A 13,733-nucleotide genomic window follows, 5' to 3' on the forward strand; every position below is an offset into this window, starting at 1 on the left:
ATAGCTAGATGCAGCCCACTTTGCATAACGATAAACAGCACTCTCTTTGAGCGCGGTTCGCACAATGAGCTGATTGACTTCCTTTATGTATCCTTTTCTCACATAACCCGAAATAGCACACTATGGATCTGCTCCTTGAGCGAGGAGCTGATTCACCGGGTTAACATGGCCTCCTATCGCATATCCCTCCACAGCGTCATTTACACTTAGGTTGAACCGCGTTAACAAAAATTCAACGGCTTCGATTTCCTTTTCCTTGGCGAGTAACATCACCGCCGTGGAGTTGCCTTCAGTTTTTAGAGGATGGCAATTAGCCTGTGACCGCTTCTTCTTTCTTTTAAATTTAGGGTAAAAAACATACGTATAGTCTATATTTAAATCATAAATAAAAGGATTAAGGTTTAGGGAATAAATGTTAACTCCAATAAAATCGAGTGGCTCACTCTTCAGCTCCAAGCGATTACAAATAGATAAAGTTAATGAGTTCATTCGAAAAATTAATAAACACCATGAATCGGATCCGCAAAAGGCATTGGATTACCTACAAGATTTGAGTGACTTTTATCAGAAAAGACTTCAGAAGGATGATTTAACCCCCAGCATTGCTATATGGTTTATCGAAAACCCTATTGAAGGCATACAAAGTAAACTCCAAGTTCAATTAGGCAATAACCAATTGCGCGACAAAATTTTGGACCTGACAGCGCAAGTACAATTGCCGACTATTTATGATAGTTATACAGGAAAAGACAGCTTCAGAACCCTGGTGGAAGAAGAACTTGCCAAAGTCGCTGACGGTTATAAGGTTGTCTCGATACACAGCAATAATAATCCTATTGTGCAAGTCAATCATGAAGAGAATAGTTTTGTGGTGCGGTTCTTAAGGATGGATAAAAATGAAGAAGATACAGGGGTTTCTCCTCGCCTCATTCGTGAACAAATCCAAGATCTACCGCAAATCCCTCAACCTTATTTATTAGAATTTGTCGCGGAAGATCAGCAGGAAATCACTTATCTGGAATACAGTGAATATTATGCATCCGGTAACTTACAACAACATTTTGATACGTTAAGACATAGAAAAGACTTAAAATATATTACGACTGCAGATGTTGACAAGGAGCTGTTTGGCTATGCAAAAAAACTAGTGGAATTTTTTATTGCCGTTAATGAAAAACAAATTTGGTATACCGATTTAAAACCTGGAAATATACTACTAAATAATGAACAGGATATTGTGATTAGTGACATCAAAGGCTTAATTGCATCTTCAGAACTTGAAGTCCCAAGCAATCGCACCAGCACCAGCCAAGCTTATTTTCAATCTAATGTCTTCAATAAAAATCAAATTAACTTACACATGCTTCAATGCCAAACCTTAGCGACAACACTCTATGAGCTGGCTTGCGGAGAACCACCGACACAATTTCCTACCTCCAACGGAGGTTGGCGTAATATTTATAACTTTAATCAAACTGTTTTTCGTAACGAGCAAGGCAAAGAGCTGCAACAATTAATTAAAGACTTACTGTCTAAAGACCCCCCCTCCATGGAAGAAGCATTAGAATTCATCCACAGGAATGACGAGCTAAATGCCAAACCAGTATTACTGGAAGATACATTGACTATTGAAAAAGAGAGTACTTTTGATTCCGTGAGCATGAGCGATCTTTCTGCGGCAGAGGAATCAATCTCTTATGTTCCCAAAATGTAATCTTTGGATTTAAAAATACCGTCATTGCGAACCCTAAACGAGCGTTCTGAATTGCTTGGCCAAGGCTCACAATAACTGCATTTTGCTTACAATTGAAGACCTGTTGTTTGCCTTAAGCAAGCGATCGTTCTGGTACAAAGGTAATCGCTTCGCGTTCAAAAGAGGTCTTAATGGCCGTTAATAACTCATCACGCACCAAGGCTAAATCAGTTTTTGACCAATAGAGCACTTTCAATTCGACGCCCTTATCCAACATTTGCGATAATAAAATTTTCGTGCCCTGCTTAGGTAAAATATGAGCACACTCATCACAAATATCTCTTAGTAGTATTTTAATATTGCTAATATCATGAACTGAATCAATACGTAACACTATTTCGTCTCGTTTTTGCGGGTAGATACTCAGATTAGTAATTTCCGATTTAATTAAGGCTTCATTAGGTATACGAATCAAACGATTGTCACTGGTTTTTATCTTAGTTGATAACCAATCAATAGTTTCAACCGTACCTCTAATGTCTTTAATCGAAATAACATCCCCTACTTTAAAGGGACGCTCAAATAAAAGAAAAACGCCACTAATAAGGTTTGAGGCAGCAGTTTGGGAGGCAAAACTTAGGGCAACAGTAAATAACCCCGCTGTACCTAATAAAATAGTAAGTTTAAATCCCATTTCGTGCAAAGCAGAAACTAAAAATAATAAAAATAAACCATAATAAACAATACGACTAGAAAGCATTGCATGATGCTTTGAAAATTTATTTTCAATGAATTTTCCGACTAAAGCACTGATTTTTTTTGCAAAAAAATAGCCAAAAAAGAGGAGCATAAAAGAAAAAGCAATGTGCTCCCACTTTAAATGCTTCAGGTAATCCAATGTATTTTCCATAATATCTCGATGTCATCAATAAAGTGCACAATAATACCACAAAACCGAGAAACAAAATGAAAGAGGCACGACAAATTACGACCTGGGGCATGATATACGTGGGATATCCATAAACAAAAAACCGTGAAAAATTCACGGTTTTTACATTTACTTGAGGGATTAGTAACAGGATTCTTGCAACCAACAATGGCCATAACGGTTACATACGCGAACAGTTTGACATCCGGAGTCATAGTAATAACCACCGGGAACACCAATAACTACACCAGGGCCCCACCAGCCACCACCGCCATGGTAATATCCACCACCATGCCAACCGCCGCCACCACCGTGCCAGCCACCGCCACCACCGTGCCAGCCACCGCCACCGCCGTGCCAGCCGCCACCACCGCCGTGCCAGCCGCCGCCACCACCGTGGGCGCTACATGCTGCACTAGCAAATAGACCTAGAGCAAAAACCGCAGTACGTATAATTTTACTCATCGTATTTCCACTCATGATACATCCCCATTTTTTCTTTATTCTTTGATCTTAGTATAGCTCAAATTGCATTTAAAAATAGCATTATGTACTGGATAAAATAGCCTTTTACTGTTGGTTCTACAGCGTAGGTGTGTAATAATGCGACCCCATTTTTCTATATTAATCTTGCGTTTAAGGACAGCCCCATGGCTTTTGATAAGGGAATTCATGTTTCCAAGAATAATGCGCTAAATCCGAAACAACTACCTTGGCATGAAATCGAGCAAGCATTTAGCCAATTAAGCACCTTACAACGCGACCTCGAAGCGGCAATTGATGCCTTTGCTGAAACAAGAAGTCTCATTTCTCGTGCAGCAACATATTGGGGCCAATTACCACTATGGATGCAAATCAGTGCCGGCTTCGTATTAGCATGTTCGCTCTTAATATTTAGCACGGCAATGAGTATCGTTGCTTTGAGTTGCTATACTGCTATCACCTTCTTACTCAATGAGCATCAAGGTCTATTCCATCATAACACCCAGAAATTTAAAACCATCATGCAGAATCTTACGAATCTGCTTGGCACCCTGATTGGTTTAATTAATAATGTTCATGAGCAATTCAAACATGAAATAGAGAACCTACAAGAAAAAAATAAACAGTTCCTGCACACTATTGACCATTTAAATGAGCAAACATCAGGGTTAACTGAAAAAATAAACGGACTAACTGCCACCCCCCAAAAACTACAAGCCATAATAAACGCCCATGAGCTAACAATCAGCAACCTAAATGACGAGATGGAAGAGCAATCCAAACTGTTCTACGCAACGCAAAAGCAATTAACCGAAGTGACTGAGCAATCAGAAGAGACGCAGGCCGAACTACATGACAAAATTAATCAATTAGAAAAAATACGCATCCAGCTCGAATCAGAACGTGAACAAATGACGCGTATGGTATCAACATTGAAAAACACGGTAATTTCTTTATCAAACCCTGCCCTAGTCAACGAAGAGCATCAAGAGCTGCTGAAACAAAAATTACAGGACTTTATTACCAGTAAAGAAAAGGATCTTTCCCAATTTGTCATAAGTACCTCTAAAATAAATCTGGAGCTGGAAGCCACCCAAAAACAATTACAGGAGTCTCTGCAAGAACAAGCACAGTTAAGGCTACACCTGGAAAGCTTAATCAAAGAACTTGACGAATTAATAAACGTCAATGATGAACAAATCAGCACCAAGGCTCGCAATGATCAAAAATCGCTAGAAACCTTAAGAAAATTTAGCTTTCTGAGACAACAAGGAGCGGCTTCATCAGCTCCTAACCCAGGGACCAGTGAAAATAATCTAAATTTCTAAGAAACTCGTGTTATAAATTGCATTTAAAATATAACTTTATTATCATTAGTTTCAATTTAGAAAATTAGTAACTTTCCAATACACGCTCCACACCATGTGTCCTCTATATTGTTGAAGTTACACCAATTGGCAGTAGATTATGTCCACACTGACCAAAACACATATTGAGACACTCGTCACTCACTTTTATCAAAAAGTCCAAGCTGATGAGATGCTTGGGCCTGTTTTTAATGAGGTAGCCCACGTTAATTGGGATGAACATATTCCTCGGCTGTGCCAGTTTTGGAATAGTGTCATGCTAAAAACCAATGAATATCACGGTAATGCCTACCAAAAGCATGTGGTACTCAAAGAACTCACCCAGATTCAAGAAACCCACTTTATCCGCTGGTTAAATTTATTCCAACACGCAGCCCAAAATCATTTACCCAAAGAAGCAGCTGAAGAAATAACGCAAAGAGCCAACTTGATCGCCGAATCATTAAAGTTTGGTATGCTAAAAAAGGAGGAGTGAGGCAATGATAAAACCATTAACGCGTGATATCTTATTGACTTTAATAGTAAAACTATCCATGTTGTTCGTGCTGTGGACTGTCTGTTTCAAAAACGTAGAAAAACCAACTAAAAATACGGAGCAATGGCTATTAGGCAACACTCATGTCCAAGAACCATCTAAAGCTCTAAAATAATTTTCTATTTATGCGACTCTGCTCCAGATTCGCTTTTTACAAGTGAGGTGAACCATGATACCTGGAAGTGACCTTGTAGATCTTTCCCGTCTACAATTTGCTTTAACCGCTCTTTATCATTTTCTATTTGTCCCGCTGACCTTAGGCCTGTCATTAATCCTGGCCATTATGGAAACAGTCTATGTTATGACTGGGCGTGATATATGGCGAAAAATGGTTAAATACTGGGGTATGCTCTTTGGAATTAACTTTGTTCTGGGGGTTGCAACCGGATTGACAATGGAGTTTCAATTTGGGACGAATTGGGCCTATTACTCCCATTATGTCGGTGATGTCTTTGGTGCCCCATTAGCGCTGGAAGGAATCATGGCTTTCTTTTTGGAAGCAACCTTTGTTGGTTTGTTTTTCTTTGGCTGGGACAGATTAAGTCGGGTACAACATATGTGTTGCACCTGGATGTTAGCCTTAGGCACGAATCTCTCTGCTTTATGGATTTTAATTGCCAATGGCTGGATGCAAAACCCGGTAGGAGCTGAATTTAATTTCGAAACCATGCGCATGGAGGTTACCGACTTTGCTGCGGTGATCTTTAATCCAGTAGCTCAAGCCAAATTCGTACATACCATTAGTGCCGGCTATGTCACGGGTTCTATTTTCGTTTTATCCATCAGTGCCTATTTCTTGTTAAGAGGTCGTAATCTTGCCTTCGCTAAACGCTCGATGACGGTTGCAACGAGCTTTGGACTAGCTTCTGCCCTCGCAGTGGTGGTCCTTGGTGATGAAAGTGGGCACTTTGATTATGATTTCCAACAAATGAAATTCGCAGCAATTGAAGCAATATGGCATACCGAAAAAGCACCTGCCGGACTCACCTTGATTGGGCTTCCCAATGAAAAAACTATGACTACGGACTACGCAATCGAAATTCCTTATGTACTAGGGATAATTGCCACCCGTAGCTTTAATCAACCACTTGAGGGTATTACTGAGCTCATTGCTCAGGGTAAAGATCGCATCAAAGAGGGAATGCTTGCTTATGAAGCCTTAACCAGGCTGCAAAAAGATCACAATGATCCTCAAGCTAAGGCTGACTTTCTCGCACATAATGCTCATTTAGGCTATGGATTACTGCTGAAAAAGTATACCGAAAATGTAGTCGATGCAACTGAAGAACAAATTGATAAAGCAGCCCATGATCTCAAACCTAATGTCGTTCCGCTATTCTTTTCATTCCGCATTATGGTGGCCTGTGGATTCTTCTTTATTTTACTCTTTGCTGTAGGTTTCTACCTCTCTGCGAAACATCAATTGCATACTTCTCGCTGGTACCATCGTATTGCCTTCTGCGCCCTTCCCTTACCTTGGCTTGCCGCGGAATTAGGTTGGGTCGTTGCAGAATATGGTCGCCAGCCTTGGGTCGTGCAAGGAGTATTACCTACGATGATGGGAACTTCTTCTGTTAGCACAACCCAAGTACTTACCTCAATTTCTGGTTTTGTGCTCTTTTATAGCACACTTGCCGTGGTTGAAGTGTACTTGATGGTTAAATACATTCGTCTTGGCCCCGATAATATGGCTCACTAGGAGAGAATGATGCCTTTAGATTATGAAACATTACGTGTTGTATGGTGGGTACTGCTGGGTGTATTACTGATTGGTTTTGCAGTATTTGATGGCTTTGATTTAGGAGTAGCAATGTGGCTGCCCTGGCTTTCCAAAACCAATATGGAACGCCGGATTATGATTAACAGCATTGCACCGACCTGGGAAGGCAATCAGGTTTGGTTTATTCTCGGAGGTGGTGCTATTTTCGCTGCCTGGCCAGCCTTATATGCTCTGTCATTTTCCGGGTTTTATTTAGCCATGTTTTTGATCTTACTGGCATTGATTTTGCGCCCAGTAGGATTTAAATACCGCTCTAAAGTCAATAGCGCGCTATGGCGAGGAGTTTGGGACTGGGCTTTATTTATTGGTGGCTTTGTTCCCGCACTTATTTTTGGCGTCGCTATAGGTAATGTATTACAAGGAGTACCGTTCCATTTTGATCCGCAATTACGGCCATTTTATACCGGTACATTTTGGGCTCTCCTTAATCCTTTTGCCTTACTTTGTGGTCTGTTATCGGTGTTCATGTTGGCCATGCATGGGGCTTTTTTCCTTAACGTCAAAACTGAAGGCCATTTACAAGGCCGTGCTGTTCGGGCGGGAAGAGTTTGCGCCTTGCTGTCAATCATAGTGTTCATTGCCGCGGGATTTTGGCTACACTACCAGATCGCTGGCTATGCACTAAGCTCTGTAGTGCCACATGATGGTCCATCCAATCCGCTTTATAAAACCGCTGCTCTGCAAATGGATGCGTGGTTTAATAATTATCGGAATATGCCACTCACCTTAATCGCTCCTGCGCTGGGAATTTTAGCTGCATTTTTTGCTTTCATCACTGCACGTTGGACAAAGCTTGCCTTTGTATGCAGCGCACTATCAGTGATTGGAATTATTGCCACCGTTGGTGTAAGCATGTTTCCGTTTATACTCCCCTCCTCGACGAATCCTGGACAAAGTCTCACCGTTTGGGACAGCTCCTCAAGTCAGTTAACTCTATTTATTATGCTAGTCGCCGTGGTTATCTTCCTGCCGATTGTTTTAGGGTATACCGCTTGGGTTTATCGTGTTTTGCGAGGGAAAGTTACTGAAGAAACGATTACTAATAATCAAGATACGGCCTATTAGGAGGTAATGTTATGTGGTATTTTTCCTGGATTTTAGGCACTGGTTTGGCCTGTGCTTTCGCAATATTGAATGCAATGTGGGTTGAACTGCGCGACAGCGATGAGCGCCCGGAAGAAGGGCAACACTAATCGTAAATAGAGCCTGGCCCGCCAGGCTCTATGCCTTAGAATTACCTTATAGTTACAATCCCACCCAGCGTATAAACTGATTCGAAGCATTTAAACCAATTGCAGGTCTTCCTTCAAAAGAAATGGTAAAACTAGTCCCCTGAGTCCCATTGGCTTTCACTTCCTTGATCTTACCTAAATTAACTATCTGCATTTGCGTTTCAAAATAACCGCCTCGTACCTCTTTCATGGTAGGAATGACAAAATAAATTGAACTTAAATCAGCCGCATGATTATTCGCTAGATAATTCAGCTCAGATGTGCTTAAGGCAATATACTCCGCGCTATTGATTTGCCGTCTTAACATGCGCTTGAGTGGCGCAGTAGTATGAAATATGCGTTGATAAACATCCGCAGACATCACCGCCACCGGGGTAGTTTCAGTCGCTTTACCTTTATAGCCACTGCTAACAAATAGGATTGCTTCTCGCTGATCGTCAGGCGCTGTAGCAGGCATGCTCAAGGTCATCGGATTAGTAAGATGAGATGCTACATCCTTATCACAATTTAAAAATCGTGATTTGCTAAACCAGTTATCGCTAGGATAATAAATTACCATTAAAGACTTATCTTTAATGGTATTAATGATGGCGCTAGAATTTTCTAAAGGTAAGGCAGGACATCCCCAGCTACGACCAGGGCGTCCGTATTTTTTAATAAAGCGCTCTTGCACATACCATCCTGAATGCATTACCACCGAACGATTGGACGCATTGTCATTAAAACTGCGGTCTAAACCATCCAGACGCAAGGAAAGTCCATCACGCCCATAATAGGACTGGAGCGTTTGATAGACCCCGATACTGCTGGCTTTGCTATTGTATTGATTCGAAAAATAATTGGAGACTAAAGCGCCTGACTTAATGCCATGAGACACATAAGTATGAAACAATAATTTTTTTGCGTTTAAATCAAAAACCCAAAAGCGTTTTTCATTCGATGGCATTGAATAATCAATAATAGTGAGAATATTGTTATGGTCCACATTATAGTCATTCGCACATTTCAGGGTCATTAATACTTTATTAATAACTTGTTGATTTAAATGAGGTGCTTCATTATGCAGCATGAGATTCATCTCATTAATTGCTTGAACACTAGAATGCCCCGCTGAAACAATAGGAACCAATCCATTAATAAAGCGAATATCATCATTCACCTTTTTTTGCTGCTGCTCAATAAACTGCACTGGTACTGGAGGCAAATAGGATGACACGGCTAAAGCCAATAGCAGAAGAGCGCTCATGACATGTCCTTTTTTTATTATTATTAAGTCCTGTACTGTTTAATATAGCTCAAATTTCAGGGTGTGATTGGAGTTTTTTTATAGCTCTTCATTAGAAGAAGAATAAGGTGTAGGGGAAATGGATTTTATATTGATATTATAGGTTAAACTGATGACCTTTTTGCCTTTATTATCCTACCTCTACGCTCCACGACTTGTTCGCAGAATCCAGAAATCTCACTCTGAGCATAGAGCTTTCGGATCCCGCAGGCCGCGGGATGAAGGTATGGGGGAAATTGAGCTGAATAGCCCATGCTCTAACCTATGGCCGTGCTCACATATTATCGAGGACTAGGGCGAGGAGCCGTCTCTTCACGCTCAGCAGCAGAAAGTAAAACACCGGCTGCGTTGACGACATGTAATACCGTATCAGCCGCCTCGACAAGACCAAACTGTCCATCAGCATAAATCGCGCATAATCGAACACAATTCACTCCATGAGCAGCAAGACGCCCCCAGATATTGTATTTGCTATCAAATGCATAAATGCTTAAACCATGAGTCACTAAATCCAACCAAAGCGCCATGAAGTACTAGGGTCAGCAATCATTTGCCCAATTGCTAATACTGCAGCAACCCCATTTACAACTTGCATGGTGGTATCGTAGGTGCTTTTTTGTTGAAAAAAAGTAGGCATGTTAATTTTCCTTCATGATTTAAATTGGGCAAATTTTTATCCAGAAGAAGAAATAAAACAAGTTCTTTTTTAAACCTTTAGAAATCAAATACTGCAATCGACTCGTCATCTAGAGCCTCATTTACATCCAATAGCGGTCTGCGCGGCGTAGGATTAGTAGCAAATAGACGATTCAAACTGTTCACTAATAAACGAGTAGAACGCTCTCCACTTGGACGATGAAGAGGCGCAATAGGCCCTTTCTCCACCTCGGTATAAAATTGATTTTTTAATTGCTGTTTAACACGTGCATCAATATTCTCATCTTCATCAATGGTCTTAAGAGCACTATCGATCGCCTGCTGATATTGAGTATTTAACTTATCAAGCTTGGTTTTACATTGAATGACGGTATCGACCATTTGCGCAGCATCGGTTTTAAATAACCAGCAAATTTGCGCAAAAAAGTTGGACAGCTTAACCCAAAAGTTATTATGGACGTAGATAAAATAAGCCAATTTGTCAGCATCTGCTTGGTATTTATAGAGAAAATCTTGATTTTCTTTTACTGAACGCAATAAAGCATGATAGGTATGCAACGCATCTCCTGCAAGCGTCGCGGTTTGCTGTAACAATAGAAGCCCATCATCGGCTTCACTTAAAATTTTCCGTTTTAAATCATTGTCTTGATGAAATAACTTATTGTTAATACCGACAATTTCTTCTTGCTGTGCCCCCAATGTATCATCCAACTCCTCAAGAGTATCCATTAACAACTGCTTTAACGCCCCCTTACATTCACTATCCCAAGTAGATGGCATCCATGTTAAAGCAGCATTCTGTATCTTTTGTGGGGTGATGGAGCGATAACTATGTGTTAGCGGCACAGCAAGCCAGCTCAGACCATAGGACATTTGCTGGGACAAATTGGCTCCCTTAGCGGGAGTTAATTGCTGAACCATAGCCTCAAAAGCAGTTTTTTTCGCCTCCGGTAAAGTGTTTAGCAAAACCTGATATGCCGCTGAATTATGCGCGAGCAACTCTAAAAAATACATCCGACCAAAAACACGACGCTCATTATCGATTACTGCATTAAGAAGCGCTTTCAGTGATTTAATCTTTAATCCCAGTTCATGGTTACTGCTTCGTAATGTCATTAAACGCACAAGACCGGCAGAAACCTGGGCCATAGTTTCTTCAACTTGCACTAATTTTTTGTGAATCGCAAGTTCATCCCTGTTGCTCGTTTGTTTATTAAAAGATTCTGCAGTGAGCAATGAGAGGTACTGTTGGTTAAAACAGGTCTGGGCAAGCTCAACAACCGTAGCCTCCTCACCATCCTCCACAGGCTTAGACAAAAGAATCGCAGCCTTTGTTTCGGCTTTTCGCAATAATACAACAATACTTTCTTGTATTTCATCTATAGGAATAACCCAGGATACCATTTTCAAAGCCCAGGAACTCAACGACTTCAGAGTTGGCTCGCCCAAATTAAGAATAAGATAAAGGGTAAACAGTAAATTTTCCGCCATTACTTTATCGGTGAATACAGCATCATCTAAGTCCAATATATCATTTACTATTTTCAGTAATTTTCTTACATCGGCAGTGGAGGGTATTTTGGAATTTAAAAGATGCCCTGTAATATCACTCAAATCCTGTAAAGCATTCCTTAAGTCTTGATTTCCAGTGGGCTCTAGCTGCTCTAAAGCCTCCTCAACGGTTAACTTCGCAAATAACACAGCGCCACGCTCGCGTGTACCATGAATATCCAAACTAATGAATAACTCTGAATTAAAACTATCGGCGAATGCCTCTTTAATCGCCCCCAAGTTATTCACTGATTGGACATAATCGCTCATTAATAAAGCGGTTAGTAATTTTGCTCGCCCCGATTCGGTGCCGGCTTTATTCCCCAGCCACTGTCTGCCACGCTCTTCTTTGCTTTGCATAGCCCCTCTGATTCCAACCCGCTTAAAATTTTATTCTACCCGAACATCGAGCAAAACAAAAGCCAAGTGTGCTAAATCGGGCCAGAAAAACACCTTAAAATCAACTATTATTAATAAGCGGATCACAAAGAAAATAAATGATGGTCAAAAAAATAGGGTATCGCCCGACTATTTATAACCGTGTTCTTTTTCTTAAATCTTCTGAAAAAAATAGGGCATATACCATCCCATGTTCAATGGATCTTTGCCACAGAAAAAAAATGAATTATCAAGGAGGTAAGAATGAATAGCCAAGGCAGTAGTCGTGGAGATTTTCGCACAATCTACCAAGGACAATCTGTAGATGATCTCATTATTGAGTACATGGAACAAAATGCGGTTCCTGGGATGTCTCTTGCCATTGTGCAAGCCCCCTACATTACACGTGTGGTAGGGTATGGGTTAGCAGATACTCAATCGAAACGCCTGGTTTCAACTCGGACGGTGTTTCATGTAGGGCAAATAACCACTGCATATACAGCTGTCGCGATAATGCAACTGCACGAAGAGGGAAAATTAGACTTGGATGATTGCATCATTAGCTATCTACCTTCCTCTGCACCACCATCATGGGAAAACACCAGTATTCGCCATTTGATAACGCACAGCTCCGGAATACCTGATTATACCAACAGCAAAGGCTTTTCTTACCAACATCAATATGCGCCTACAGAGATTATTAACCTGATTAAAGACGAGACTTTATTATTTCCATCAGGAACTGAGAGCCAAATGAGTGCTTCTAATTTTTATCTACTGGGACTCATTGTAGAACAAGCCAGTGGTATGAGCTATGAAGCCTATATCACCAAAAATCAGATTGAGCGTATGGGATTACAGCGTACCTTTTTTATTAATACCCTATCGTCGTTGGAAAATGAAACAAGCAATGGTACTAAGCCATTTAAACACAGCGAATTTTTAAAAAATCCAATTTTTGTGGATCCTACAGAACATGCTGTGGGAAATTCGACAGACAATGCAACTGCCCCCGACGTAAGCTGGACATCCTCTTTTGCCAATAGTGGTATTCTCGCCTCAGCCCAAGACATTAGCATTTGGGATATTGGCCTGGCAGGCGGCATTCTCGTTAAAAATGCCGAAAATAGAGCCTTCTTATATCAAAGCCCCATGCTGGCTAATCAACAAAAAATTTCAGGAAATGCGGGCTGGTCGTTTCCCGGGCACCCTGGCCTGATGCATATTAAAGGAAATATTCCTGGTTTTTCCGCTTTTTTAAGCCGCTTTACCGCAGCAAATGAACTAGTCTGTGTGACACTTTTAGCCAATAAAGAAAACTTAACTGACCTAGATATTCTAGCTCGTAAAATTGCCGCAGCCTTTGATATTAAATTAGCCGCAATGGATGGTGGTTTAAAGGCAGAAACGATACAAAGTCCCTACACAGTGCAGCAAACTATTGAACGATTAAGATCTATAGTAAGCAAGAAAGGAGGCAAAATTTTTGCACATATCGATCACAGCGCTGAAGCCAATAAAGTCAATCAATCCTTATTGCCTACCGAGGTACTTATTATAGGCAATCCTGCTAAAGGTACTGCCCTAATGCAAGAAAACCCAGCAGTTGCCCTGGACTTACCTTTAAGAATAATGGTTACGGAAGATCAAAATGGCGAGGTATGGCTAAACTTTGCTGATCCCATAAAATTAAAAGAGGATTATCATTTGCAGGGTAATGAAGCCAGGCAAATAGCTACCGCCTTACGCAATCTATGTGAGCAAGCGGTTTCAATTCAAAGTAATTTTTAACAATTATTGCGTGTAAAATAAAAATCTCCGAAAATGAAATTTCTATTATGAGC

The 13,733-nt window shown here is 40.7% G+C and carries 14 protein-coding genes; 8 read left to right on the forward strand and 6 right to left on the reverse strand.

What is annotated here, in order from left to right:
* Positions 1-412 precede the first annotated feature (412 nt).
* On the forward strand, positions 413-1,714 hold the full coding sequence (locus ACD661_RS07320) for a protein kinase domain-containing protein (RefSeq protein WP_400187168.1): 1,302 nt from the start codon (positions 413-415) through the stop codon (positions 1,712-1,714).
* 112 nt (positions 1,715-1,826) lie between these two features.
* On the opposite strand, the gene ACD661_RS07325 is transcribed toward ACD661_RS07320, so the two are convergent.
* Both ACD661_RS07325 and ACD661_RS07330 read right to left on the reverse strand, forming a co-directional pair.
* The gene (locus ACD661_RS07325; protein WP_400187169.1) at positions 1,827-2,603 is read right to left on the reverse strand and encodes a mechanosensitive ion channel family protein; all 777 of its coding nucleotides are present in this window, start codon (positions 2,601-2,603) and stop codon (positions 1,827-1,829) included.
* Positions 2,604-2,762: 159 nt separating this feature from the next.
* Entirely contained in the window at positions 2,763-3,086 is a 324-nt protein-coding gene (locus tag ACD661_RS07330) for a hypothetical protein (protein ID WP_400187170.1), read from the reverse strand.
* Positions 3,087-3,271: 185 nt separating this feature from the next.
* Here ACD661_RS07330 and ACD661_RS07335 point away from each other — a divergent pair, with 185 nt between their 5' ends.
* The 6 genes from ACD661_RS07335 to cydX all read left to right on the forward strand — a co-directional run bounded on the left by ACD661_RS07335 (position 3,272) and on the right by cydX (position 7,979).
* The gene (locus tag ACD661_RS07335) at positions 3,272-4,432 is read left to right on the forward strand and encodes a hypothetical protein (RefSeq protein WP_400187171.1); all 1,161 of its coding nucleotides are present in this window, start codon (positions 3,272-3,274) and stop codon (positions 4,430-4,432) included.
* A gap of 139 nt (positions 4,433-4,571) precedes the next feature.
* Positions 4,572-4,946: a group III truncated hemoglobin gene (locus tag ACD661_RS07340; protein WP_400187172.1), complete on the forward strand. Its 375-nt coding sequence runs from the start codon at positions 4,572-4,574 to the stop codon at positions 4,944-4,946.
* 4 nt (positions 4,947-4,950) lie between these two features.
* Entirely contained in the window at positions 4,951-5,121 is a 171-nt protein-coding gene (gene cydP, locus ACD661_RS07345) for a cytochrome oxidase putative small subunit CydP (protein WP_400187173.1), read from the forward strand.
* Between the two features lie 54 nt (positions 5,122-5,175).
* On the forward strand, positions 5,176-6,705 hold the full coding sequence (locus tag ACD661_RS07350) for a cytochrome ubiquinol oxidase subunit I (protein ID WP_400187174.1): 1,530 nt from the start codon (positions 5,176-5,178) through the stop codon (positions 6,703-6,705).
* 9 nt (positions 6,706-6,714) lie between these two features.
* A complete protein-coding gene (cydB, locus tag ACD661_RS07355) occupies positions 6,715-7,851 on the forward strand; it encodes a cytochrome d ubiquinol oxidase subunit II (protein ID WP_400187245.1) in 1,137 nt (378 codons plus the stop codon).
* Positions 7,852-7,862: 11 nt separating this feature from the next.
* Positions 7,863-7,979, forward strand: coding sequence for a cytochrome bd-I oxidase subunit CydX (cydX, locus tag ACD661_RS07360; RefSeq protein WP_400187175.1), 117 nt, complete (start codon positions 7,863-7,865; stop codon positions 7,977-7,979).
* A gap of 52 nt (positions 7,980-8,031) precedes the next feature.
* Here the strand turns inward: cydX and ACD661_RS07365 are convergent, their stop codons facing one another.
* The 4 genes from ACD661_RS07365 to ACD661_RS07380 form a co-directional block, all read right to left on the reverse strand.
* On the reverse strand, positions 8,032-9,264 hold the full coding sequence (locus tag ACD661_RS07365) for a murein L,D-transpeptidase catalytic domain family protein (RefSeq protein ID WP_400187176.1): 1,233 nt from the start codon (positions 9,262-9,264) through the stop codon (positions 8,032-8,034).
* Positions 9,265-9,584: 320 nt separating this feature from the next.
* Positions 9,585-9,830, reverse strand: coding sequence for a hypothetical protein (locus ACD661_RS07370; protein ID WP_400187177.1), 246 nt, complete (start codon positions 9,828-9,830; stop codon positions 9,585-9,587).
* Positions 9,809-9,940, reverse strand: a complete 132-nt coding sequence (locus ACD661_RS07375; RefSeq protein ID WP_400187178.1) for a hypothetical protein — start codon at positions 9,938-9,940, stop codon at positions 9,809-9,811. The genes ACD661_RS07370 and ACD661_RS07375 overlap by 22 nt, the downstream gene beginning before the upstream one ends.
* Before the next feature lie 77 nt (positions 9,941-10,017).
* On the reverse strand, positions 10,018-11,871 hold the full coding sequence (locus tag ACD661_RS07380; RefSeq protein ID WP_400187179.1) for a hypothetical protein: 1,854 nt from the start codon (positions 11,869-11,871) through the stop codon (positions 10,018-10,020).
* A gap of 282 nt (positions 11,872-12,153) precedes the next feature.
* Here ACD661_RS07380 and ACD661_RS07385 point away from each other — a divergent pair, with 282 nt between their 5' ends.
* Entirely contained in the window at positions 12,154-13,680 is a 1,527-nt protein-coding gene (locus tag ACD661_RS07385; RefSeq protein WP_400187180.1) for a serine hydrolase, read from the forward strand.
* The last annotated feature ends 53 nt before the right edge of the window (positions 13,681-13,733 follow it).

The sequence above is a fragment of the Legionella lytica genome (genome assembly GCF_044626755.1).
Lineage (GTDB): Bacteria > Pseudomonadota > Gammaproteobacteria > Legionellales > Legionellaceae > Legionella > Legionella lytica_A.

Bases quoted from the DNA above. Each gene is read 5' to 3' on its own strand.
- ACD661_RS07320 (WP_400187168.1), top strand. From the start codon at position 413: ATGTTAACTCCAATAAAATCGAGTGGCTCACTCTTCAGCTCCAAGCGA.
- ACD661_RS07325 (WP_400187169.1), bottom strand. From the start codon at position 2,603: ATGGAAAATACATTGGATTACCTGAAGCATTTAAAGTGGGAGCACATT.
- ACD661_RS07330 (WP_400187170.1), bottom strand. From the start codon at position 3,086: ATGAGTAAAATTATACGTACTGCGGTTTTTGCTCTAGGTCTATTTGCT.
- ACD661_RS07335 (WP_400187171.1), top strand. From the start codon at position 3,272: ATGGCTTTTGATAAGGGAATTCATGTTTCCAAGAATAATGCGCTAAAT.
- ACD661_RS07340 (WP_400187172.1), top strand. From the start codon at position 4,572: ATGTCCACACTGACCAAAACACATATTGAGACACTCGTCACTCACTTT.
- cydP (WP_400187173.1), top strand. From the start codon at position 4,951: ATGATAAAACCATTAACGCGTGATATCTTATTGACTTTAATAGTAAAA.
- ACD661_RS07350 (WP_400187174.1), top strand. From the start codon at position 5,176: ATGATACCTGGAAGTGACCTTGTAGATCTTTCCCGTCTACAATTTGCT.
- cydB (WP_400187245.1), top strand. From the start codon at position 6,715: ATGCCTTTAGATTATGAAACATTACGTGTTGTATGGTGGGTACTGCTG.
- cydX (WP_400187175.1), top strand. From the start codon at position 7,863: ATGTGGTATTTTTCCTGGATTTTAGGCACTGGTTTGGCCTGTGCTTTC.
- ACD661_RS07365 (WP_400187176.1), bottom strand. From the start codon at position 9,264: ATGAGCGCTCTTCTGCTATTGGCTTTAGCCGTGTCATCCTATTTGCCT.
- ACD661_RS07370 (WP_400187177.1), bottom strand. From the start codon at position 9,830: ATGGCGCTTTGGTTGGATTTAGTGACTCATGGTTTAAGCATTTATGCA.
- ACD661_RS07375 (WP_400187178.1), bottom strand. From the start codon at position 9,940: ATGCCTACTTTTTTTCAACAAAAAAGCACCTACGATACCACCATGCAA.
- ACD661_RS07380 (WP_400187179.1), bottom strand. From the start codon at position 11,871: ATGCAAAGCAAAGAAGAGCGTGGCAGACAGTGGCTGGGGAATAAAGCC.
- ACD661_RS07385 (WP_400187180.1), top strand. From the start codon at position 12,154: ATGAATAGCCAAGGCAGTAGTCGTGGAGATTTTCGCACAATCTACCAA.